At 66.8% G+C, this 19,020-nt stretch carries 20 protein-coding genes and 1 pseudogene; 7 read left to right on the forward strand and 14 right to left on the reverse strand.

Translation table 11 applies throughout. The annotated features are described in order from the left end of the window. Window positions 1–6: 6 nt before the first annotated feature. From G6N44_RS06960 to G6N44_RS06975, 4 genes and pseudogenes are all read right to left on the reverse strand, one after another. On the reverse strand, window positions 7–1,227 hold the full coding sequence (locus G6N44_RS06960; protein ID WP_163662357.1) for a M50 family metallopeptidase: 1,221 nt from the start codon (window positions 1,225–1,227) through the stop codon (window positions 7–9). Then, a complete protein-coding gene (gene dxr / locus G6N44_RS06965; protein ID WP_179964552.1) occupies window positions 1,224–2,384 on the reverse strand; it encodes a 1-deoxy-D-xylulose-5-phosphate reductoisomerase in 1,161 nt (386 codons plus the stop codon). Before dxr ends, G6N44_RS06960 begins: the two co-directional genes overlap by 4 nt. A gap of 45 nt (window positions 2,385–2,429) precedes the next feature. Next, a pseudogene (locus tag G6N44_RS06970) lies at window positions 2,430–2,841 on the reverse strand (RNA polymerase sigma factor SigI); the annotation flags it as partial. Window positions 2,842–2,854: 13 nt separating this feature from the next. Beyond that, the gene (locus G6N44_RS06975; protein WP_163662363.1) at window positions 2,855–3,724 is read right to left on the reverse strand and encodes a TIGR03619 family F420-dependent LLM class oxidoreductase; all 870 of its coding nucleotides are present in this window, start codon (window positions 3,722–3,724) and stop codon (window positions 2,855–2,857) included. A gap of 49 nt (window positions 3,725–3,773) precedes the next feature. On the opposite strand from G6N44_RS06975, the gene G6N44_RS06980 reads away from it, so the two are divergent. Next, a complete protein-coding gene (locus G6N44_RS06980; protein WP_163662365.1) occupies window positions 3,774–5,108 on the forward strand; it encodes a cryptochrome/photolyase family protein in 1,335 nt (444 codons plus the stop codon). An 87-nt stretch (window positions 5,109–5,195) separates the two neighbouring features. Beyond that, a complete protein-coding gene (locus G6N44_RS06985; RefSeq protein ID WP_163662367.1) occupies window positions 5,196–5,450 on the forward strand; it encodes a DUF2631 domain-containing protein in 255 nt (84 codons plus the stop codon). 22 nt (window positions 5,451–5,472) lie between these two features. On the opposite strand, the gene G6N44_RS06990 is transcribed toward G6N44_RS06985, so the two are convergent. Further along, window positions 5,473–6,339: an acyl-CoA thioesterase gene (locus G6N44_RS06990; RefSeq protein ID WP_163662369.1), complete on the reverse strand. Its 867-nt coding sequence runs from the start codon at window positions 6,337–6,339 to the stop codon at window positions 5,473–5,475. Further along, window positions 6,339–6,932, reverse strand: a complete 594-nt coding sequence (locus G6N44_RS06995; RefSeq protein ID WP_163662371.1) for a hypothetical protein — start codon at window positions 6,930–6,932, stop codon at window positions 6,339–6,341. Before G6N44_RS06995 ends, G6N44_RS06990 begins: the two co-directional genes overlap by 1 nt. Window positions 6,933–7,140: 208 nt before the next feature. Between G6N44_RS06995 and G6N44_RS07000 the strand changes: the two genes are divergently transcribed. Both G6N44_RS07000 and G6N44_RS07005 read left to right on the forward strand, forming a co-directional pair. After that, window positions 7,141–7,848 (forward strand): DUF427 domain-containing protein, encoded by a 708-nt coding sequence (locus tag G6N44_RS07000; RefSeq protein WP_163662373.1) that lies wholly within the window; start codon window positions 7,141–7,143, stop codon window positions 7,846–7,848. A gap of 31 nt (window positions 7,849–7,879) precedes the next feature. Continuing rightward, entirely contained in the window at window positions 7,880–8,353 is a 474-nt protein-coding gene (locus G6N44_RS07005) for an SRPBCC family protein (RefSeq protein ID WP_163662375.1), read from the forward strand. 8 nt (window positions 8,354–8,361) lie between these two features. On the opposite strand, the gene G6N44_RS07010 is transcribed toward G6N44_RS07005, so the two are convergent. The 8 genes from G6N44_RS07010 to G6N44_RS07045 all read right to left on the reverse strand — a co-directional run bounded on the left by G6N44_RS07010 (window position 8,362) and on the right by G6N44_RS07045 (window position 16,702). Further along, a complete protein-coding gene (locus G6N44_RS07010; protein WP_163662377.1) occupies window positions 8,362–9,600 on the reverse strand; it encodes a MinD/ParA family ATP-binding protein in 1,239 nt (412 codons plus the stop codon). 175 nt (window positions 9,601–9,775) lie between these two features. Next, window positions 9,776–10,699 carry an alpha/beta hydrolase gene (locus tag G6N44_RS07015; RefSeq protein ID WP_163662379.1) on the reverse strand — a complete coding sequence of 308 codons (924 nt, stop codon included), beginning with the start codon at window positions 10,697–10,699 and terminating at the stop codon, window positions 9,776–9,778. Window positions 10,700–10,702: 3 nt separating this feature from the next. Continuing rightward, window positions 10,703–12,247, reverse strand: a complete 1,545-nt coding sequence (locus tag G6N44_RS07020) for a flavin-containing monooxygenase (protein ID WP_163662382.1) — start codon at window positions 12,245–12,247, stop codon at window positions 10,703–10,705. Beyond that, entirely contained in the window at window positions 12,229–12,960 is a 732-nt protein-coding gene (locus G6N44_RS07025) for an SDR family NAD(P)-dependent oxidoreductase (RefSeq protein WP_163662384.1), read from the reverse strand. Before G6N44_RS07025 ends, G6N44_RS07020 begins: the two co-directional genes overlap by 19 nt. An 11-nt stretch (window positions 12,961–12,971) precedes the next feature. After that, on the reverse strand, window positions 12,972–13,784 hold the full coding sequence (locus G6N44_RS07030) for an HpcH/HpaI aldolase family protein (RefSeq protein ID WP_163662386.1): 813 nt from the start codon (window positions 13,782–13,784) through the stop codon (window positions 12,972–12,974). Beyond that, window positions 13,781–14,749: a zinc-binding dehydrogenase gene (locus tag G6N44_RS07035; protein WP_163662387.1), complete on the reverse strand. Its 969-nt coding sequence runs from the start codon at window positions 14,747–14,749 to the stop codon at window positions 13,781–13,783. The genes G6N44_RS07030 and G6N44_RS07035 overlap by 4 nt, the downstream gene beginning before the upstream one ends. A gap of 1 nt (window position 14,750) precedes the next feature. Then, the gene (locus tag G6N44_RS07040) at window positions 14,751–15,980 is read right to left on the reverse strand and encodes a cytochrome P450 (protein WP_163662388.1); all 1,230 of its coding nucleotides are present in this window, start codon (window positions 15,978–15,980) and stop codon (window positions 14,751–14,753) included. 17 nt (window positions 15,981–15,997) lie between these two features. After that, the gene (locus G6N44_RS07045) at window positions 15,998–16,702 is read right to left on the reverse strand and encodes an NIPSNAP family protein (RefSeq protein ID WP_163662389.1); all 705 of its coding nucleotides are present in this window, start codon (window positions 16,700–16,702) and stop codon (window positions 15,998–16,000) included. A 75-nt stretch (window positions 16,703–16,777) separates the two neighbouring features. Here G6N44_RS07045 and G6N44_RS07050 point away from each other — a divergent pair, with 75 nt between their 5' ends. From G6N44_RS07050 to G6N44_RS07060, 3 genes are all read left to right on the forward strand, one after another. Next, window positions 16,778–17,638, forward strand: coding sequence for an SMP-30/gluconolactonase/LRE family protein (locus G6N44_RS07050; RefSeq protein WP_163662390.1), 861 nt, complete (start codon window positions 16,778–16,780; stop codon window positions 17,636–17,638). A gap of 26 nt (window positions 17,639–17,664) precedes the next feature. Continuing rightward, the gene (locus tag G6N44_RS07055) at window positions 17,665–18,495 is read left to right on the forward strand and encodes a thioesterase family protein (RefSeq protein ID WP_163662391.1); all 831 of its coding nucleotides are present in this window, start codon (window positions 17,665–17,667) and stop codon (window positions 18,493–18,495) included. A 235-nt stretch (window positions 18,496–18,730) separates the two neighbouring features. Beyond that, on the forward strand, window positions 18,731–19,006 hold the full coding sequence (locus tag G6N44_RS07060; protein WP_163662392.1) for a hypothetical protein: 276 nt from the start codon (window positions 18,731–18,733) through the stop codon (window positions 19,004–19,006). Window positions 19,007–19,020: the final 14 nt, after the last annotated feature.

Raw genomic sequence — 19,020 nt, forward strand, 5'->3', positions numbered from 1 at the left:
GATCTCCTAGTCGAAGATGCTGAGCGGGTTGACCAGATCGGCGGTCACGGTCAACAACATGTAGCTGACCACCACCAGCAACACCACATAGGTGGCGGGCATGAGTTTCAGGTAGTTGACCGGGCCCGCGGCGACTTTGCCGCGGGCGGCACGGATCATGTTGCGGATCTTCTCGTACGTCGCGACCGCGATGTGACCGCCGTCGAAGGGCAGCAGCGGCACCAGGTTGATCGCGCCGAGCACGAAGTTCAACTGCGCCAGGAAGAACCAGAACGCCACCCACAGCCCGGCCTCGACCGTTTCGCCGCCGATGATGCTGGCGCCGACGACGCTGATCGGGGTTTCCTTGTCCCGCTCACCGCCGCCGATCGCCTCCACGAGCGCACCGATCTTGGTCGGGATCTTGGCCAACGACTTGCCGAGCTCAACGGCGAGGTCGCCGGTGAACGAGACCGTCGCGGGCACCGCGGTGATCGCGTTGTACGGCGTCGGCGGCTCACCCCGGGCCTCACTGACGCCGATCGCGCCGACGGTGGTCGGCTCGGTGGCCTCCGTGCTGGTGAACCGCTTGGTCTGGGTCACGTCGACCACGGTCGTGATGGTCTGACCGTCGCGCTTGAGTTCGATCGACACCGGACCGTTGAGTTTGCGGATCTCGGTGGCCATCTGCTTGAAATCCGAGACCGGAGTGTCGCCAACTTTGACGATCTCGTCGCCGGCCTGGATACCGGCCAGCGCCGCAGGACCGGGCCCGGTGCACTCACCCATTTTGTCGAGGCTCAGTTGTGCTGCCACACAACCGGTTTCGCCGACCTTTGCGGTGATGGGCTGATTGATGTTGGGCAGGCCCCACATGATCGCGACCGCGTAGAGGAGCACAAACCCGAGGATGAAGTTCATCGCGGGCCCGGCGAACAACACCGCGACGCGCTTCCACACCTTCTGCTTGTACATCGCATACGGCCGGTCTTCGGGTGCGATCTCATCGACCGAGGTCATACCGGCGATATCGCAGAACCCGCCCAGCGGGATGGCCTTGATGCCGTACTCGGTCTCCCCCAACCGGTTGGGGCGCCGCGTCGACCACAGCGTCGGGCCGAAGCCCACGAAGTAGCGACGCACCTTCATCCCGGTGGCGCGCGCCACCCACATGTGCCCGCATTCGTGCAGGGCCACCGATACCAGGATGGCCAGCGCGAACAGCGCGATGCCGATAGCGAACATCATTTGGTGACGAGCCCTTTTCTCGTGGATTTCTCCTCGACGATGCGACGCGCCCGTTGTTTGGCCCACCGCTGCGCGTCGAGTACTTCTTCCACGGTAGCGGGTTCGGCAGCCCACTGGTCGGCAGCGTGCAACACGTCACCGACGGTGTCGACGATCGCCGGGAACGGGATCCGCTCCCGGAGGAAGGCTGCTGCCGATTCCTCGTTGGCCGCGTTGTAGACCGCGGTCAGGCAGCCGCCGCGCGTTCCGGCCGCCCGCGCCAGATTCACCGCGGGGAACACCTCGTTGTCCAGCGGCAGGAATTCCCAGGTCGAGGCGGTGGTGAAGTCACAGGCCAGGGCCGCCCCGGCCACCCGCTCCGGCCAGCCCAGGGCCAGCGCAATCGGCAGTTTCATGTCGGGTGGGCTGGCCTGAGCCAGTGTCGAGCCATCGGTGAAGGTGGCCATCGAGTGCACGATCGACTGCGGATGCACGACGACCTCGATGCGGTCGTAGTCGATGCCGAACAGGAGATGGGTTTCGATCAACTCCAGCCCCTTGTTGATCAGAGTGGCCGAGTTCAGCGTGTTCATCGGGCCCATCGACCAGGTCGGATGCTTGCCGGCCTGCTCCGGGGTGACCGATTCCAGGTCGGCGGCCGACCATCCGAGGAACGGCCCGCCGGACGCGGTGAGGACGATCTTGGCGACCTCGTCGGCGGTGCCGCCGCGCAGGCACTGGGCCATCGCGGAATGTTCGGAATCCACCGGGACGATCTGTCCTGGTGCGGCCGCCTTGAGCACCAGGGGGCCGCCCGCGACCAGTGACTCCTTGTTGGCCAGGGCCAGACGCGCACCGGTGGCCAGCGCGGCCAGCGTCGGCGTCAGCCCCAACGCCCCGACCAGCGCGTTGAGCACCACGTCGGCTTCGGTGTTCTCGACCAGGCGGGTTGCCGCGTCGGGCCCGGTATAGGTCACGTCGCCGACCTGCTCCGCGGCGGCCGCGTCGGCCACCGCGATGTTGGTGACGCCGGTTGCGGCGCGCTGGGCGGCGAGCAGGTCGGGGTTGCCCCCACCGGCAGCCAGGCCGACGACCTCGAAACGGTCCGGATTGGCCGCGATGACGTCGAGCGCCTGCGTGCCGATGGATCCGGTGCTTCCGAGGATCAGCACGCGCATTCTGTCGCTCACCGGTCCATTGTGCCGCGCTGTGACGGGCGTTCCCTAATGCATGCTGGCCGACGGATCGGCGGTGGCCTCGATCTTGAGCACCAGCCCGTCGCGGATGGTCAGTACCACGCCGGCGAACAGCCGGCGCCGGTCATAGGCCAGCAGCACCGGCTCGGCCGCGCGCACCACCGTCGCCCCCGGCCCGAGATAACGGAGCAGGTTTGTCGCGACGTCCTGCCGACCGTGGTTGACCTGACGCAGGACCGGGTCGGTGAGCACCGCACCGACACCCCAGACGCTCGGGTCGCACCGAGGCCAACGCCTGCAGATCGCCGTTGGCGCACGCCGCGATGAATGCATCGGTGACCTGTCGGTGTTCGTCGGCGCTGACCTCATCCAGCGTCGGTGCGGCGCCGGCCACCTTCGTCCGGGCCCGGCGCGCCAGCTGACGGCACGTCCCGACCGGGAATCGGCCCCGACTAACAGACCTTCGCGATGACCGTCTCGGCGAACTGTTCGATGGGACCCCGGAAACGATCCGTGCCCGTGGCACCGTTGGGCATTGCGAGCCACGGCGCGCACATCACTGCGGTGATGCCGTGTTCCTCGGCCCGCTTGTACAGGTCCGGTGTGGGCGAGTCCAGCAGCGCCAGGATGATCTCGAACGGCTCGTGCTCCCGGCCGTATTCACGTCGAAGTTCGGCCAGTCGGGCGGTGTAGCGGGTCGCCTGCTCCAGGGTGTAGGCGTAGCCGATCCAGCCCTCGCAGGTACGGGCCGCACGCCGCAGCGCCGTCTCGGATTCACCGCCGCACAGGATCGGCACCGGTGCGGGCGGGTGCGGTTCGATCATCATCTCGGGAACCGAGTAGTAGCGCCCTTCGTAGGACACCCAGCCGCCGCGCCAGATCTCGCGCAGTGCCGGGATCATCTCGTCCAGCCGTTTCCCGCGTGTGTCGAAATCCTGACCCATGAGCTCGAACTCCTCGCGCATCCAGCCCACGCCCACCCCGAGCGACACTCGCCCACCGGAGATCACCGCGGCCGTCGCCACCTGCTTGGCCACTTCGAGCAGCGGACGCGCCGGCGCCACGTAGACGGCGTTGGAGAAGCGCAGCCGACGGGTGAGCGCCGCCATTGCCCCGATCAGAACCCAGGAGTCCGGCCAGGCCGTCTCCGGTGCCCACGGCGGCTTACCTGTCGGCGAATCCGGGTACGGCGAGGACAGCTCACGCGGATAGATCATGTGATCCGAGCAGACCATGCCGTGATATCCGGCATCGTCGAGCAACGGAGCAACCGTCAGTGCGTCGGTGGTATCCATGAATGCCGTACCGCTCCAAAACTGCATCTGCAGACCTTCCGTGTGTGTCCGGTGTGTGCACGGGCAGCATGGACACATGCCCACGCTGCTCTGGTTTCGGCGAGACCTGCGCCTTCACGACCATCCCGCCTTGTTGGAGGCCGCCCGACTCGACGGCGCAGTGATGGCCTGCTACGTGCTCGATCCGCGACTGGAGGCCTCCTCGGGTGCGCGTCGCCTCCAGTACCTGTACCGGGCGTTGCGCGACCTGTCCGAGCGCCTCGACGGAAATCTGCTGGTGACTCGCGGCCGACCCGAACAGCGGATTCCGGCGCTGGCCCGGGCCATCAGCGCCACTTCGGTACACGTCTCGCAGGACCACTCGCCGTTCGGTCGGCGGCGCGACGACACGGTCCGGGCGGCTCTCGGCGAGATCGACCTGTGCGCAACAGGATCGGGCTACCTGGTGTCGCCCGGCCGGATAACCAAATCGGATGGTGCGCCGTATCGGGTCTTCACGCCGTTCTTCCGCGCCTGGCGCGGGCACGGTTGGCGTCCTCCTGCCGATTCCGGGCCCGATTCGGCGCGCTGGATCGACCCCGCAGATATCTCCGACGACATCGCCGACCGAGCCGAAATTCCTTCTGTCACAGATGAACTGATGGTCGATGCGGGCGAGCGCGCGGCCGTGTCGCAGTGGCGGGATTTCGTGGCGAAGGGATTGGCCGACTACCCGACCGGGCGCGACCGCCCCGACCTCGACGCCACCAGCCGGATGTCGGCGCACCTCAAGTTCGGCGCCATCCACCCACGAACCATGGCCGTTGACCTCGGCTCCGGCGACGAGGCCTACCTGCGGGAGCTGGCCTTCCGCGACTTCTATGCCGCGGTGCTGCATCACTGGCCCGACAGTGCGTGGCGAAACTGGAACCGCGATTTCGACGCAATCGAACTGGACGATGACGAGGCGGCCCGGCAGGCATTCGCGGCGTGGAAGTCCGGCCGGACCGGCTTTCCGATCGTCGATGCCGGAATGCGTCAGCTGGCCGCGACCGGGTTCATGCACAACCGGGTGCGCATGATCGTGGCGTCGTTCCTCGTCAAGGACCTGCACCTGCCGTGGCAATGGGGGGCACGCTGGTTTCTCGACCAGCTGATCGACGGCGATCTGGCCAACAACCAACACGGGTGGCAGTGGGCGGCCGGCTGCGGCACCGACGCCGCGCCGTACTTCCGTGTCTTCAATCCGGGCCTGCAGGGCGCGAAGTTCGACCCCGACGGCGCCTACATCCGACGCTGGGTGCCGGAATTGGCCGATGTCGTCGACGTGCACAAACTCGGTGCCGATCGACCGGGGTCGTATCCGGAACCGATCGCCGACCACGCCGAGGAGCGGCTGGAGGCGCTGCGGAGGTACCGGCGCCTGGGTTGACCCCCCAGGGCTGGCGTACGACGCAGCGTCGTATGTCAGAATGTCCGCAAGCCAAGCCTGAAGCCAGTTCGATCCGGAGGAGCAACCGTGGCCAGCACCGAAGTGGAGCGCAACAACGGCGTCGACGTCGAGGAAGTGCCGTCCGCAGCGTGGGGCTGGTCGGATCTGAACATCAAGGTGATCCACCTCGGCGGCATCCTGTCCGCGCTCTTCCTGCTGGTCATGATGCACGGCAACCACGTCGGGAAGGTCGAGGACTGGTTCCTCATCACATTCGCGGCGCTGATCTTCCTGGCCGTGGGGCGCAACATCTGGATGCGTCGCCGCGGCTGGATTCGCTAGCCGCACATCGCCCCTGCCGACCCTACAACCGGGCCGGCACATCGATCGAGGTATCCACCGGTCGCATCGGCCGAATCAGCCCTTCCTGGGCGAATGACGCCACCATCTCGCCGTCCTCGGTGTGTATCTGACCGCGGACATACGACATCCCCTGTCCGGCCGCGGTGCTCTCATGGCTGTAGAGCAGCCAGCCGTCCCACTCCGCCGGCTCGTGGAAACTGACCGACGTCGACATCACGGCTGTCGATATTGTCTCGTGCGCCTGGGCGGTACCGACCCCGCGATGTGGTCGCATCGTGGTCGAGATGCCAAGTTGCCCGGTGAAATACGCCAGCAGCGCCTTGGCGAGATCGTCACGTTCGGGGATCGGGTCATAGCGCAGCCAGGCATGGAGCTCGGGAGGCCCCACCTCGTCGGGACTGTTGACGTCCACCACATCGAACAGGCGCAACTCGTGACCGACCATGGCCTGCCCGGCCGGGTTGGCGTCGTCGGGCGTTTCGACGTCGGGTCGCAATGCGTGGTGACGGACCACGTCGCCCGTCGGCACATCGGCCAGGACCGTCACCGTCGCGCACAGCCGTGAATCCTGGTCGACGGCCACCACCGCGGTCGCGGTCGAACGACCCTCGTGCACCACGTTGACACACAGCTCGACGGTGGAGTCGATCTCGACCGGTCGGGTGAACACCGCATGCGCCGATCGAATTGTCTTGTCCGGGAATCGCTTTGCCGCTGCCACAATGGCCTGGCCCAACGCTTGTGCACCCTTGGCCACCTGCCTGCCGTCGGTTCCGGCCGGCCCAGTGCGCCCGGCGAACCGATCCGTCCCGACGGGCGTCACGTCGAACACCTCGAGCAGGCCCGCGACCGAGGCCGGTTCCGGCATCAACACCCCGAAACCAGGTCGGCGTCGAGCAGACCCGCAGAACGCTCACCGCGGAACAGCGTTTCCACCCCGTCTGCCGACCCCGGATCCGCGCCGGTCACTACCAGCGCATGGGACTTGAAGGCCAACGCCGCCGCGCTCGGCCGGTACTGCACGCGTTCCATCGCCCCGCCGAGGCCATCGGCGCCGTGCGCCCCGGCAAAGACCACGTCGGCCCTGGCGCTGCGCCAGAAGAGCCCGTGGTCATCGGATTCGAGCCGGGAGGCGCAGATCACCGTCATCGCGACCGAGTCCGCGTCCGCCGGCTGCCACAGCCCTTCCAGGCCAACGGCTTTCAGCCCGAGGATGCGCAGCGCACGCTGATCTCCGTCCTCACCGGCGGCGACGCTGACCTGCCAGCCCGCCATCGCCCGGTCGAACAACCACCCGCCGATGCCCGACACCACTTCGGCGACATCGCCGGCCACCACGTTCAGCTGGTACTGCAGGGCCTTCTCGGGACGCGCCCGTGGCCGGGCGAACGGGACCACGAGCGTATTGCCGTCGCCGCGCACCTCAGACAATTGCGCGGACATTCCTGACTGTCGGGACATAGGGCATCCAATCCGGGTCCAAAGGGCTATCGGTCGGCACTCTCGACGGGGGCGCTGCGGTGTGTCCCGCCTCACCCAACAGCGTGACATTCTCAAGAGAATCTGTAAAGCTTCTGTTTTGAGGCAGCGATCGACCACGCCAATGGCCACCGCTGCGTCGAGCAGACGCGCCCGCGTCCGGAAAGTTGTCCAAAATGGAGGTGCTGCAATGAGTCTCGTCGCAGGGCGGGGTCCGTTGGGTACACAACCGGCCGGTTGGTTCACTCCCCCGCTCACTGACGGCACGGTCTACGTCGAACCGCACCCGCGCCGTATTCAAGCTTTCCGCGGCGAAGTCGCGGTACTCGACACCGAGCACGCCCTGATGGTGCACCGCGCCGGTCACCCACTCAGCTACGCATTCCGCAGCGATGAGGTCGGTGACCTCCCGCACGAGCCGGTGGCCGAGGCAGCGGGATATGTGGCGGTGCCCTGGGACGCCGTCGACACGTGGGTCGAAGAGGGCCGCCAGCTCGTGCACTACCCGCCGAATCCCTACCACCGGGTCGACTGCCGGACGACCCGCCGCGGCCTGCGGGTGACGGCCGCCGAGACCGTGCTGGTCGACACCGACGACACGGTGATCGTCTTCGAAACCGCCTTGGAACCGCGGCTGTACGTCAACCCCGCCCTGGTCCGTACCGATCTCCTACAGATCAGCCCGACCACGTCGTACTGCAACTACAAGGGCACCGCCACCTACTGGTCGGCGGTCGTCGGCGACACCGTCATCGCCGACGTGGCGTGGAGTTACCCCGACACCCCACCGGAATCCCTGCCCATCCAGGGATTCCTCAGCTTCGACGACACCCGCGTGGACGTGCTCGCCGAACTCCCCTCGTCGGGGACGTCGGCGTCCTGCGGCTGCGAAGTGTGACCACCAGAAATATCGAGGAAGGCGAACAGCAGTGGGCATCGTGACCACCAGTTCCGAGACGGCTTTCACGCAATCAGCGGAGGAGGTCTACGATTTCGTCACCAATCCAGCGAACTGGGTGAAGACCTACCCGGGCAGCGCGCACATCGGCGGATTACCCGAGCGGCTACCGCTGCAGGTCGGCGACACCTGGTCCGAGGCCGGACCCGACGGAACCCAGATCTACACCTGGCACCTGGCGATCGCCATGCGACCGCGCATGTGGGTGTTCAACTCGGCGGGCCGGCTCGGCCACGATCGTGACGGCAACGGCGGCATGGAAGGTCGTATCACCGTTCAGTATCAGTTCACCCGCCCGGGCAACGACATCACGCTGTTCAGCCGCACGATGACCATCGAGGCCTATAAAGATGCCCCGCTGCCGGATGCACTGTTCCGCGTGGTCAATCCGGCCAACATCGACAAGTATCACGCCGCGGTGGCCCGGGAGCTGGCGCTCGGCTGAGCCGCGAATCAGGGCACCGCGGCCGAGCCCTCGAAATCGTCGGACAGCGCCGCCGCCAGCTGCAGGGTGCGGCGCCGGAAAGCGGGCCGCAGCAGGTCGAAATGGATCTCGGTGCCCGCGGCGATGTGCTTATCCCACGGCAACACGAACACTCGGCCCGGAGCCACATGCTTCTGGAACTGATGCACCAGATCGCCGGTGTTCACGTTGGGTTTGCGGGGCCCGACGTGGTTGACCACCACGCAGGAGCGGTTCAGCAGATCCTGGTAACCGTTGTGTCGCAGCCAGTCCATGGTCACCGCTGCCTGACGGGCACCGTCGATCGAGGCGCTGGCCACGATGACCGCGCTCGAAACCGTCGCCAGTACGCCGCGGCCCGCCGGCGCGAACATGTCGGCCGCGCAGTCGGCCAGCACCAGGTTGTAGTGCTTGGAGACCGCAGCGGTGGCCGCGTTCCAGTCCTCGTCGTTGAAGGCCCGGCCAGCTCCGCTGTATTCGTCGCTGGACAGCACCTCGAGCTTCGACTCGTTCATGCTGGTGTAGGCCCGGACATCGTTGTAACGCGACAGGTCCTTGGCGGCCAGCAGGTCGCTCACCGTCGCTGAGGACTGCCGACCGACCCGGTCGGCCAGGTTGCCGCTGGCCGGGTCGGCGTCGACGGCCAAGATCCGATCGCCCCGAACCGCGCTCAGGACCGAACCGAGCGCCACGGTGACGGCGGTCTTGCCCACGCCACCCTTCAAGCCGAAGACACCGATCTGATGGGACTCGCGCGCCGTACGGCGCACTCTGGCGTAGAGATCCAGTTCGTACAGTTCGTCGCGGGAAAGCCCCGGGTTGAGGCGGGTGGTGGCGAAAACCACCCGTCGCCAGCCGCGTCGCGGCTGCATCTTGACCGAGGAGCGCACGCCGACGCGGGAGAGGTTGTCGATGGCGCGCGGCTCGCCCGGTGCGGCCGCCGGGATCGGCTGCTCCAGGATCCAGCTCCCGGCCGAGGACGACCCGCTGATCGGGCGGCCGGGGACCGGCGGAAGTTTGGCGGTGATCTCGGCTTCGCGGGGAGCAGCGAAATTCGAGGTCAACACGACCGGAGGGGTCGACACCCTGGCGTCGCCGTGCCGGGACCGCCCGTTGGGCAATGCCGCGACCGGTCCGCCCAGGAGGGCGTCAAGTCCGCCGTATGCCAGCGGATCTCTGGCGTGTCTGGCATCTCCCGAGTACATGAGCCGGTCGTCGTCGGCCGACATAGTTACCTCTCAATCGCTCATTCGCTCCCGACGTACCGGGTGGCCCACTCGGGCGTGCCGCGGCGATCGTCGCACCGGCCGCACCGATTTGTCCGTGCGAGACCCGGGTAGAACAGACCTGCATTATTGCCCACAACGTCGACCACAACCACCGCCGAGGTGACCAGCTACCGCATCATCCGTGCAGGGCACGGCGCAGTGCCGCACCTTGCAATGCGAAAAGTTGCTGGCTGACCTCGCACTCGGGAAGCAACGAATCGAATCCGTGGCACGTCCCGGGAAACAGGTGCAATTCGGTGGCAACGCCCTCGATCAGCAGGCGGCGCGCATAGTCGAGCGCCTCGTCGCGCAGCGGATCGAGTTCCGAACACGTGATCAGTGCCGGCGCCACACCGGTCAGATTCACGGCCCGCGCGGGCACGGCCGCCTCGGGAACGTCCCGACCGCCCGCATAGTGTCGCCACATCGCTGCGCTCGCCGGGCCGTCGAAGCCCGGGGTGTCGGAGAACTCCTGCTTGGACCGGGTGGGACGGTCGTCGAGCACCGGCTGGTGCAGCGACTGGAACACGATGGGGGGCGCGGAGCCGGCCGCGGCATGCTGCGCCAGCAGCGCGGCCAGAGAGCCGCCCGCGCTGTTGCCGGCCACCGCGATGCGGCCCGGGTCGATGTCGAGTTCGCCGGCCAGCGTGGCCGCCCAGTTGAGCACCACCATCGCGTCATCGAAGCCGGCCGGATAGGGATACTCGGGTGCGAGCCGGTAGTCCATCGCGATCACGGTGCACCGGGCACGGCGGGCCAACTCCACACATTGGATCTGGTCGGTGTCGAGGTTGCCCAGGACGAAGGCACCCGAATGGCAGTACACCACCGCGGGCGACGGTGAGGGTCCACCGCGGTAGATCCGCACCGGGATGGTGCGTCGTCCGAGCGCGACGCGCGCCCCGACGATCTCCACCCCCGGGGTGTCCAGGACCTGCGCAGCATCGCGGCGACGCTGATCCAGAGAGGTACGCACCACGCCCAGCTGATCAGTGGTCAGATCGGTCCGGGCCTCGGCAAACCCGTGCAACGCGGGGTCGAGGCGCTCCAGCCAGGGCATGGCTCAGCCGTCCGTCCGATCGGCGGCCGCGGAGACCGGGGCCGGGTAGTTGGTGGGCGGTTGGAAAGTGTAGTCCGCGGACCGGAATCGGCGGGTCATCGACCAGAATGCGCGGGCGCTGCGTGGCCACTGGGTGACCACCCGCCCGCTGGGTGCCCGGAAGTAACTGCTGCACCGGGTCAACCACACCGTGCCCTGCATCCACCGGTCGATGTCGGCCAGAAACGCGGCCATGGCGCTGGGACGCACCGCCACGTAGGACTTACGTTTGCGCCGAAGGTGTTTGAGTGCCCGGACCACGTAGCGGGCCTGTGCCTCCAGGATGAAGATGACGCTGTTGGAGCCGACGTTGGTATTGGGCCCGTAGAGCATGAAGAAGTTCGGGAAACCCGGCACGGTCATTCCCAGGTAGGCAAAAGCCCCGTCACTCCACGTATCGTGCAGCGACGCCCCGTCTTCGCCGGTGACCTCGATCTGCCCGAGATAGTCGGCGGCCGCATAACCGGTGGCGCACACCACCACATCGACGTCGAGTTCTCGCCCGTCCTCGGTGACCAGCGACCGGGCCCGCAGCGCGCGGGCCGGGCTCGACACCACCTCGACGTTGGGCTTCGTCAGGGTGGCGATGAAATCCGGGGAGAACACCAGCCTCTTGCACCCCAGCGGGTGGTCCGGGGTCAACCGGGCCCGCAGTTCCTCGTCGGCCACGGTCGATTCGAGGAGGTTGAGCGCAACCGCCTTGAACTCCTGGGTCTTGTCGCTGCCGTCCTCGATGACGGCGATGTTGGACTCGCTGCGCAGCCACAGCCGGGTCCGGTAGACCTTCTTCGCGAACGGCACATGAGCAAACAGCCAGCGTTCCCGCTCGGTGTAGCGGCGGTCCGGTTTCGGCAACACCCAGGTCGGCGAGCGCTGCACCGAATACACCTTCTCGGCGACCTTCGCTATCTCCGGAACCACCTGGGAGGCAGTAGATCCGGTACCGAGTACGGCCACCCTGGCGCCGTCGACCGCGACGGTGTGATCCCAGTTCGCGGTGTGCATGACCGTGCCGGCGAAAGGCTCCTCGGCCGGCAGGTCCGGTAGCAGCGGCTGGGTGAACAGGCCGATCGCCGACACCACGATGTCGAATCGGTGCTGCACACCGGCCCCGGTGGTCAGCACCCACTTGTTGGCATCGGCGTCCCACCGCGCCGCGGTGATCTCGGTGTTCAGCTGCAGATGCGGACCCAGCCGGTAGCGCTCGGCACAGCGCTCGAAGTACTCCAGGATCTCCGGTTGTCCTGCCCACAACCTGCTCCAGTCCGCGTTGAGATCGAACGAGTAGGAGTACAGGTGCGACTTCACGTCGCAGGCCAGGCCCGGATAGGTGTTGATCCGCCACGTCCCACCGACCCCGTCTTCGCGGTCGAAGATCGTGAAGACGTCGAAACCCGCCTTTTTCAGGAAGATTCCGAGTGCCAGCCCACCCGGACCGGCGCCGATGATTCCCACTGAGAGTTTCGGTGATCTGGCACTCGACACCTGTGTCATCCGATCTGCAGACATTGGCCGCCGTCGACAAGGAGCTCGGAACCGGTGATGAACGCCGCCTGCCCGGACAGCAGAAACGCCACCGCATCGGCGATTTCGTTCGGCTTTCCCAGGCGACCCAGGGTGGCCCGGTCGACCAGTCGGGCCTGGGTCGACTCGTCGAGCATCGGCGTCTCGACCGGTCCCGGGAACACCGCATTGACGCGGATCCCGTCGCGGCCCAGTTCGGCGGCCGCCAACTGGGTGAGCCCACGCAGCGCCCACTTGGACGACCCGTAGGCCGCGTGGTGCGGGAACGGGCGGACAGCGCCGGTGCTGCAGGTGTTCACCACGGCAGCGCCCTCGGCCTGCCGTAGCGGCTCAAGGGCCGCCTGAAGTCCGAGGAACGGGCCCAGACAGTTGACCCGCCAAGCACTCTCGAACCCTGCCGGCGTCTCCTCGGGGATAGATGCCCGGTGCAGCACCCCGGCGTTGTTGACCAGCGCGTTGAGCCCACCGAACCGGTCGACGGTAGCCTGCACCGCGGCCTGCCACTGCTCAGCCGACGTCACGTCCAGCTGAACGCCCAGCACCTGATCACCGAATTCAGCTGTACCGGAGTTCAGTTCGTCGATCAGCAGATCGGCCGCGGTCACCCGGTAGCCATCGGCCACCAACCTTCGCACGATGGCCGCGCCCTGGCCGCGTGCAGCACCGGTCACCAACGCGACCCGGTTACCGCTCGGCACTGCTCCTGCGTTCAGTTGTAGCCTCCTCGTTCGGTGCCGGTCGTAGCCTGCCCGGGTGTGGACGAACCGCCGGCATTTCCTATTGCCTCGTTGAGGTGCTCGACGGCACCGCGGCGTAGCGCCTGAGATTCCGAGGCGAGGGTGATCATCTGGAAACCCCAGTCGGCCGCGACCTTTCCGAGCTTGCCTGCCCCGGCATGGATTCCGGTGATCAGCCCGGCGGCGCGGGCGGCGCTCTGGGCCGCGATGATCGCCGCCTGTATCTCGGGGTGCGTCCAGGCGTCGGAGAGTTGGTATCCCATCGAGATGGCCAGGTCCGCCGGGCCCACGTAGATCCCGGTGAGGCCGGGCACCGCGCAGATCTCCTCGGCGGCGGCCAGACCCCGCGCCGTCTCGATCATCACGAACACACTGACCCGGGACTCCAACTCGGCGGTGTCCTGTCCCAGGCCGGCCCGCAGCGGTCCGAAGCTGCGCACCCCGGCCGGCGCGTACCGGGTGGCCGCGACGGCAGCGGCGGCCTGCTCGGCCGTTTCCACCATCGCGATGATCACCCCGTCCGCGCCGGCATCGAGGACCCGGCCGATCGGTGCGGGGTCGGGCGACGGCAACCGCACCGCGGTGGCGATCGGCACATGTTCGAGCCGACGCAACAGCAGGGCCACGTCGGCATCATCGAGATATCCGTGCTGGACGTCGAATCCGACGTAGTGGTAGCCGGCCGCGGCGAACTCCTCGGGGCCGAGGATCGTCGGCCCGACCACCCAGCCGCCCCAGACCCGGGCGTTGGCCGCCAGTGCATCCTGCAATCTGCTGGTGCTCATCGGGTGATCGCGATCTTGACGCGTTCGGGCACCGGGCGGCAGGCGAGTTCGAATGCCGCCTGCACATCGTCGGAACCGAAGGTGTGGGTCACGTAGCCGGGTAACAGGTCCGGATGCTCCCGGGCGAATTCGTCGGCCCGGCGCAACACCCGCTGACGGTCCAGGGTGACACCGGATTTCAGGGTGAGGTTGTTGCGGAGCATGGTGCGCATGCTGATCGGATAGCTGTCGTCGTCGGGCACCCCGAAGTAGAACACCGTGCCCCCGAACGCGGCCGCTTCCAATGCGTGGTTCAGCGTGGCGACCTGATGTCCGACGGCCTCGATGACGACATCGGGCTTGCCCGTCGGTTCCAGGTGCCTGACCCAACGATCGCTCGTGGCCCGGATGGGATGATCAACCCCGAACCGGGCGCTGACCGAAGAACGGTCCACCGGATCGACACCGGTGACCCGAGCGGCACCGAACGCCTTTGCCACATAGGCGAACAACAATCCGATCGAGCCCTGGCCGATGATCGCCACGTGGCGGCCTTCCAGATCCGGCAGCTGCTCGAGCGCGTAGAGGACACAGGCCAGCGGTTGCAGACCGACCGCCAGCTCCGGGGTCAGAGTCGGGTCGTAGGACACCAACCCGTGGCCGCCGGCGACCACGCGGCCCATCAGACCGTCGAAGCCCGAAGCCCAACCCACCACACGCTCCCCCGGTCGGTGGTCCGGATGGCGACTGGCCAGCACCTCGCCGGCGATCTCGTGGATCGGGAATCCGGTCATCTCCGCCGCGCAGCATCCGGTATCCCCCGGCAACTTGCCCTGGGTGCCGCGAAATCCCGGGAGATCGCTGCCGCAGATCCCGGCGGCCAGAAAATCCAGCAGCACCTGGCCGTCGGTCAGCGACTCCGGTGACGGCTCTGAAATATCCTGCCGCTCAAATGTATACGGAGCGACGAGCCGGTATGACCACACGTCACACCTCCACGGGGATGTTGTTCCAGCCCCACTGGAAACTCGAGGGCGGGCGGGATGCCGCAGCCTCGTCGATGTGGTAGTCGGGCACCCGTTTGAGGAATTCCTGGATCAGGATCGTGATCTCCAACCGGGCCACATGGACACCGAGGCAGAAGTGCTGACCATGGCCGAACGACAACAGTCGTTCGATGGGCCGGTTCCATACGAAGTCGTCTGGGTTGTCGTATTCCCGTTCGTCGCGGGCCGCCGAGGCCAACAACGTGATGACGCGTTGACCGGGGTTGATGGTGGTGCCGTGGACGGTGTAGGGCCTCCGGACGGTGCGGGCGAACCACTGCGCAGGTGCACTGTGCCGGATGATCTCCTCACGGGCGACCGGGACGTTCCCGTCGAGATCGGAACGTACCGCGGCCAATTGGGCGGGGTGCCGCAGCAGCTGCCAGAGTCCGGTCGCGGTGATCTTGGGCACGGTTTCGGTACCGCCGATGAAGACGCCGAGCATCTGCACGGCGGCTTCCATGTCCCCGAAGGCCGATCCGTCGGGCAGCCGGAAATCGATCAGGGCATCGGCGATCGGGACACTGCCGTCATGACCTTCTGCCCGCCGGCGCTCGATGATCGGCGTGAGGTAGGACAGGTAGCCAGGGCGGGCGTTACCGACCTCGACGCCTTCCCCGGGTTGAGCCAGGTTGCCAGCGTTGACCGTCTCCAGTACTTCTGACGCGAGATCGACTGGCAGTCCGACGAATTCGCAGACCATCGAGGCGGCGACGATACCGCCATAATCCTGCGTCAGGTCGAACTTGCCGCGCGGCAACAGCTCATCGAGACGCTCGTTGGCCAGCGTTCGGATCCTGTCGGCCAGCTTGGCCGCCGACCGCGGCCGGAACTGCGCCGACGTACACCGCCGCACGTCCTCGTAGATCGGCGAATCGAAGTTGGCGTGGAAGGGCATGGGGTGCAACGGCGGATCCTGCACCGCGCTGTCGTTGTGGTGCGCGAGGACGGTGGCGGCGGGCAGCGTCCCCTCGGAGGCAACGAAAGTTCCATCGTTGATCCCGAGCATGTTCCAGATGTCGTCGAACCGGGACAGCGCATAGGTGTCCCACTTGTCGATGTAGTACACCGGGTACTCGTCGCGCAGGGTCCGGTAGTACGGCAGAGGGTTGGCCATCACGTCCGGATCGAACGGGTCGTAGGTGAAATCCTGCAGCACGCGCTGATTCATCGAGTTCATCTCGGCCTCTACTTCAGCGGCGACGGCGGCAGGGCCGACAGGATGGAGTCCTCCCAGCCGTCGCGAAGCGCGGGGGCCACGCTCATCCAGGTCACGATCTCCACGGGCGGGTCCCCCTTCCACGACGGGTAGTGGTTCTCGAAGCAGTCCCAGTCGTCGTCGAGCGCCCAGTAGTGGATCACCTCGTTGAACCGGAAAGTCGTGATGAACGAGCCCAGCCAGCGCTTGCCCGTGCTCTCCGACCACGGTACATACAGCCGTTCCAGCTCCCGGATGTAATCGTCCTGACGCCCGGGCTTGGTCTCCATGATCTCCTGGATCACCAGGCCCGCACCGAAGTTTGCCTCTCGGAGCTGCGCCAGTGTCCGGTTGTACTTGCCGGCGTACATGATTCGACCCTCACCGCGGGCCCCGATCTCGGACAGGTAGGCAGCCCACTGCAGTGCGGGCTTCTCATGACTGCCGCCGACCGCCTGCGCCTTGCCGATCCGGGCATAGTCGGCGAATGCGTCGATCTCCCAGATGATCGTCACCTGCGGCCAGTGCCCGTTGTAAGGCGTGGTTTCCCAGATCGAGAACAGACGGGCACCGAGGTCCTCCATCATCGGCTGATAGACCTCGCCGAACATTTCCGTGAACCGATCGGTCCGACCCGACCCCAGGTCGATGGTCTCGTGCAGATACAGCAGCGTGTGGCCGTAGAACTTCTTCATCACGACGCTCCGGTGGTTGACAGTGACACCCAGCGAGCGTGACACTTAAGGCGTGTTTTGTAAAGGTGCGCGAACATGACGGCCGGAACCGAGCAGACGGGGACATCCGAACTGGCACATGGTTTCTGTTTCGGTGAGGGGCCCCGCTGGTTCGAAGGCCTGCTGTGGTTCTCCGACATGCTGGGCGAGGCCGTCCACACGGTCACGCTGTCAGGCTCCATGACCACCCTGCCCGTCCCCGGACACTCCCCGTCCGGGTTGGGTTTTCGGCCCGACGGCACCCTGCTGATCGCATCGACCGAGCGCCGCCAGGTACTGCGCTACGACGGCGACACCGTCGTAGTCCTGGCCGATCTCAGCGACCTGGTCCCCGCAGCCCTCGGCGACATGGTGATCGACGAGCACGGCCGCGCCTATGTCGGGTCCCAGGCCCGGACCAACGGGGTGATCGTGCGCATCGACCCCGATGACCGAGTGACGGTGGTGGCCGAGCACCTCGACTTTCCGAACGGCATGGTGATCACGCCCGACGGCAGCACCCTGATTGTCGCGGAGTCGACGGCGCGACGGCTCAGCGCGTTCACAATCCGCCCTGACGGCAGCCTCACCGACCGACGGGTGTTCGCCGATGGTCTCGACGGCCCTCCCGACGGTCTCGCGATCGACGCCGAGGGCGGGGTGTGGGCGGCGTTGACCCTGGCCGAAGAGTTCCAGCGGATCGCTCCCGACGGTTCTGCGATCACGCACCGGATCGACGCCGGGCAACGCACCGCCATCGCGTGCGCCCTGGGCGGTACCGAGGGACGCACCCTGTTTCTGGTCACCACCACCGACGCCTATCCGGAGCGTCTCATCGGCACCAAGCTGTCGCGGGTCGACGCGCTGACGGTCGAAACGCCCGCACCGGGCGATCACGACTCTCATCATCACCACTGACGACCACCAACACCCGAACGGTAGATATGTCTGACTCTTACTACGAGCTGATCGACGAGAACGACCCGACCGGTGAGAAATTCGCTGCGACCGATATGGCGCGCGGAACCTGGTCGGCGGCCATCCAGCATGGCGCCCCGGTGTCGGCGTTGCTGGTGCGGGCACTGGAACGCTGCGAGCACCGCGCCGACACCCGGTTGAGCCGGGTGGCCATCGATCTGATGGGCGGGGTGCCCTCCGACGGTGACCTGTGGGTGCGGGCGCAGCTGGAACGGCCGGGCAAGCAGATCGAACTGGTCAGCGCCGAGATGCTGGCCCCCGGGCCGGACGGCACGCCGCGAGTGGTGGCGCGGGCCAGCGGGTGGCGGATGCTGCAGATGGACACCACCGCGGTCGCGCACACCGGTGTCGAGCCCCTTCCGCCGCTGGAGCAGGCCCGCAGCCGCGACATGGCCAAGAACTGGGAGACCAACTACGTGCACAGCGTGGATTGGCGCTGGCTGACCGTGCCGCAAGCCCCGGGTCCCGGTGAGTCATGGCTCAAGCCGACGGTCGACGTGGTCAAGGGTGAGGCGATGACACCGCTGCAGCGGTTGTTCGCGGTTGCCGATGACGCCAACGGCATCGGCTCCAAGATCGACATCCGCAAGTGGACATTCCTGAACACCGATCTGGTGGTGCACATCCACCGTGTTCCCGATGGGGAGTGGATCGGCATCCGCGCCGATACCAACTACGGGCCCGACGGGATCGGCGCCACGGTCGGGACATTGTTCGACCAGACCGGCGCGGTGGGCGCGATCCAGCAGTCGGTGCTGGTGCGGCCCCGCCCTTCGAAGCGCTCCCAGCGCGCCTAGCCACGGTTGAACGTGGTAGCCGAGCACGGCCTGACCATCGCCGGAACACGATCGTCGTTGAATAAGCAGCTCCGCCCGATCGGCAATGCGAGGAAGCCCTGATGGCAGACGCACGCGGTTGCAATTCGGCTGTCATTGCGGGACGCCTATCCAAGGCCTGTGTCGGGTCCAGATCCTTCCGACGAGGCTGCGGGTAACCTACACGCAGCAAGATCTGGCCGGTTGGGGGATTGGCATGGCAAACGAACTGAACGTGAACACGAGCGATCTTCGTGCTGCCGCTGCCAGCAGTGATGCTGCTGCGTCGGTGTTGACGGGCACGGGTACCGGTACGACGTTGGGTTCGCGGTCAAGCGGTATTGGTATCGCGGCCCTAGACATGGCGATCAGTTCGGTGCGTGGCCGCCAGTCGACTCGAATGTCCGGGCATGCCGACAGCATGCGGGGCGGTGGTCAACGCTATGACGATACCGACGGCGGGAGCGCCGAGAACATCGCGGTGACTGTGTGAGCGTTGCCGCGGAC

It is taken from the genome of Mycolicibacterium alvei (assembly GCF_010727325.1).
GTDB lineage: Bacteria > Actinomycetota > Actinomycetes > Mycobacteriales > Mycobacteriaceae > Mycobacterium > Mycobacterium alvei.

Bases quoted from the DNA above. Each gene is read 5' to 3' on its own strand.
- G6N44_RS06960 (WP_163662357.1), bottom strand. From the start codon at position 1,227: ATGATGTTCGCTATCGGCATCGCGCTGTTCGCGCTGGCCATCCTGGTA.
- dxr (WP_179964552.1), bottom strand. From the start codon at position 2,384: ATGCGCGTGCTGATCCTCGGAAGCACCGGATCCATCGGCACGCAGGCG.
- G6N44_RS06975 (WP_163662363.1), bottom strand. From the start codon at position 3,724: ATGCAGTTTTGGAGCGGTACGGCATTCATGGATACCACCGACGCACTG.
- G6N44_RS06980 (WP_163662365.1), top strand. From the start codon at position 3,774: ATGCCCACGCTGCTCTGGTTTCGGCGAGACCTGCGCCTTCACGACCAT.
- G6N44_RS06990 (WP_163662369.1), bottom strand. From the start codon at position 6,339: ATGCCGGAACCGGCCTCGGTCGCGGGCCTGCTCGAGGTGTTCGACGTG.
- G6N44_RS06995 (WP_163662371.1), bottom strand. From the start codon at position 6,932: ATGTCCCGACAGTCAGGAATGTCCGCGCAATTGTCTGAGGTGCGCGGC.
- G6N44_RS07000 (WP_163662373.1), top strand. From the start codon at position 7,141: ATGAGTCTCGTCGCAGGGCGGGGTCCGTTGGGTACACAACCGGCCGGT.
- G6N44_RS07010 (WP_163662377.1), bottom strand. From the start codon at position 9,600: ATGTCGGCCGACGACGACCGGCTCATGTACTCGGGAGATGCCAGACAC.
- G6N44_RS07015 (WP_163662379.1), bottom strand. From the start codon at position 10,699: ATGCCCTGGCTGGAGCGCCTCGACCCCGCGTTGCACGGGTTTGCCGAG.
- G6N44_RS07020 (WP_163662382.1), bottom strand. From the start codon at position 12,247: ATGTCTGCAGATCGGATGACACAGGTGTCGAGTGCCAGATCACCGAAA.
- G6N44_RS07030 (WP_163662386.1), bottom strand. From the start codon at position 13,784: ATGAGCACCAGCAGATTGCAGGATGCACTGGCGGCCAACGCCCGGGTC.
- G6N44_RS07040 (WP_163662388.1), bottom strand. From the start codon at position 15,980: ATGAATCAGCGCGTGCTGCAGGATTTCACCTACGACCCGTTCGATCCG.
- G6N44_RS07045 (WP_163662389.1), bottom strand. From the start codon at position 16,702: ATGAAGAAGTTCTACGGCCACACGCTGCTGTATCTGCACGAGACCATC.
- G6N44_RS07050 (WP_163662390.1), top strand. From the start codon at position 16,778: ATGACGGCCGGAACCGAGCAGACGGGGACATCCGAACTGGCACATGGT.
- G6N44_RS07055 (WP_163662391.1), top strand. From the start codon at position 17,665: ATGTCTGACTCTTACTACGAGCTGATCGACGAGAACGACCCGACCGGT.
- G6N44_RS07060 (WP_163662392.1), top strand. From the start codon at position 18,731: ATGGCAAACGAACTGAACGTGAACACGAGCGATCTTCGTGCTGCCGCT.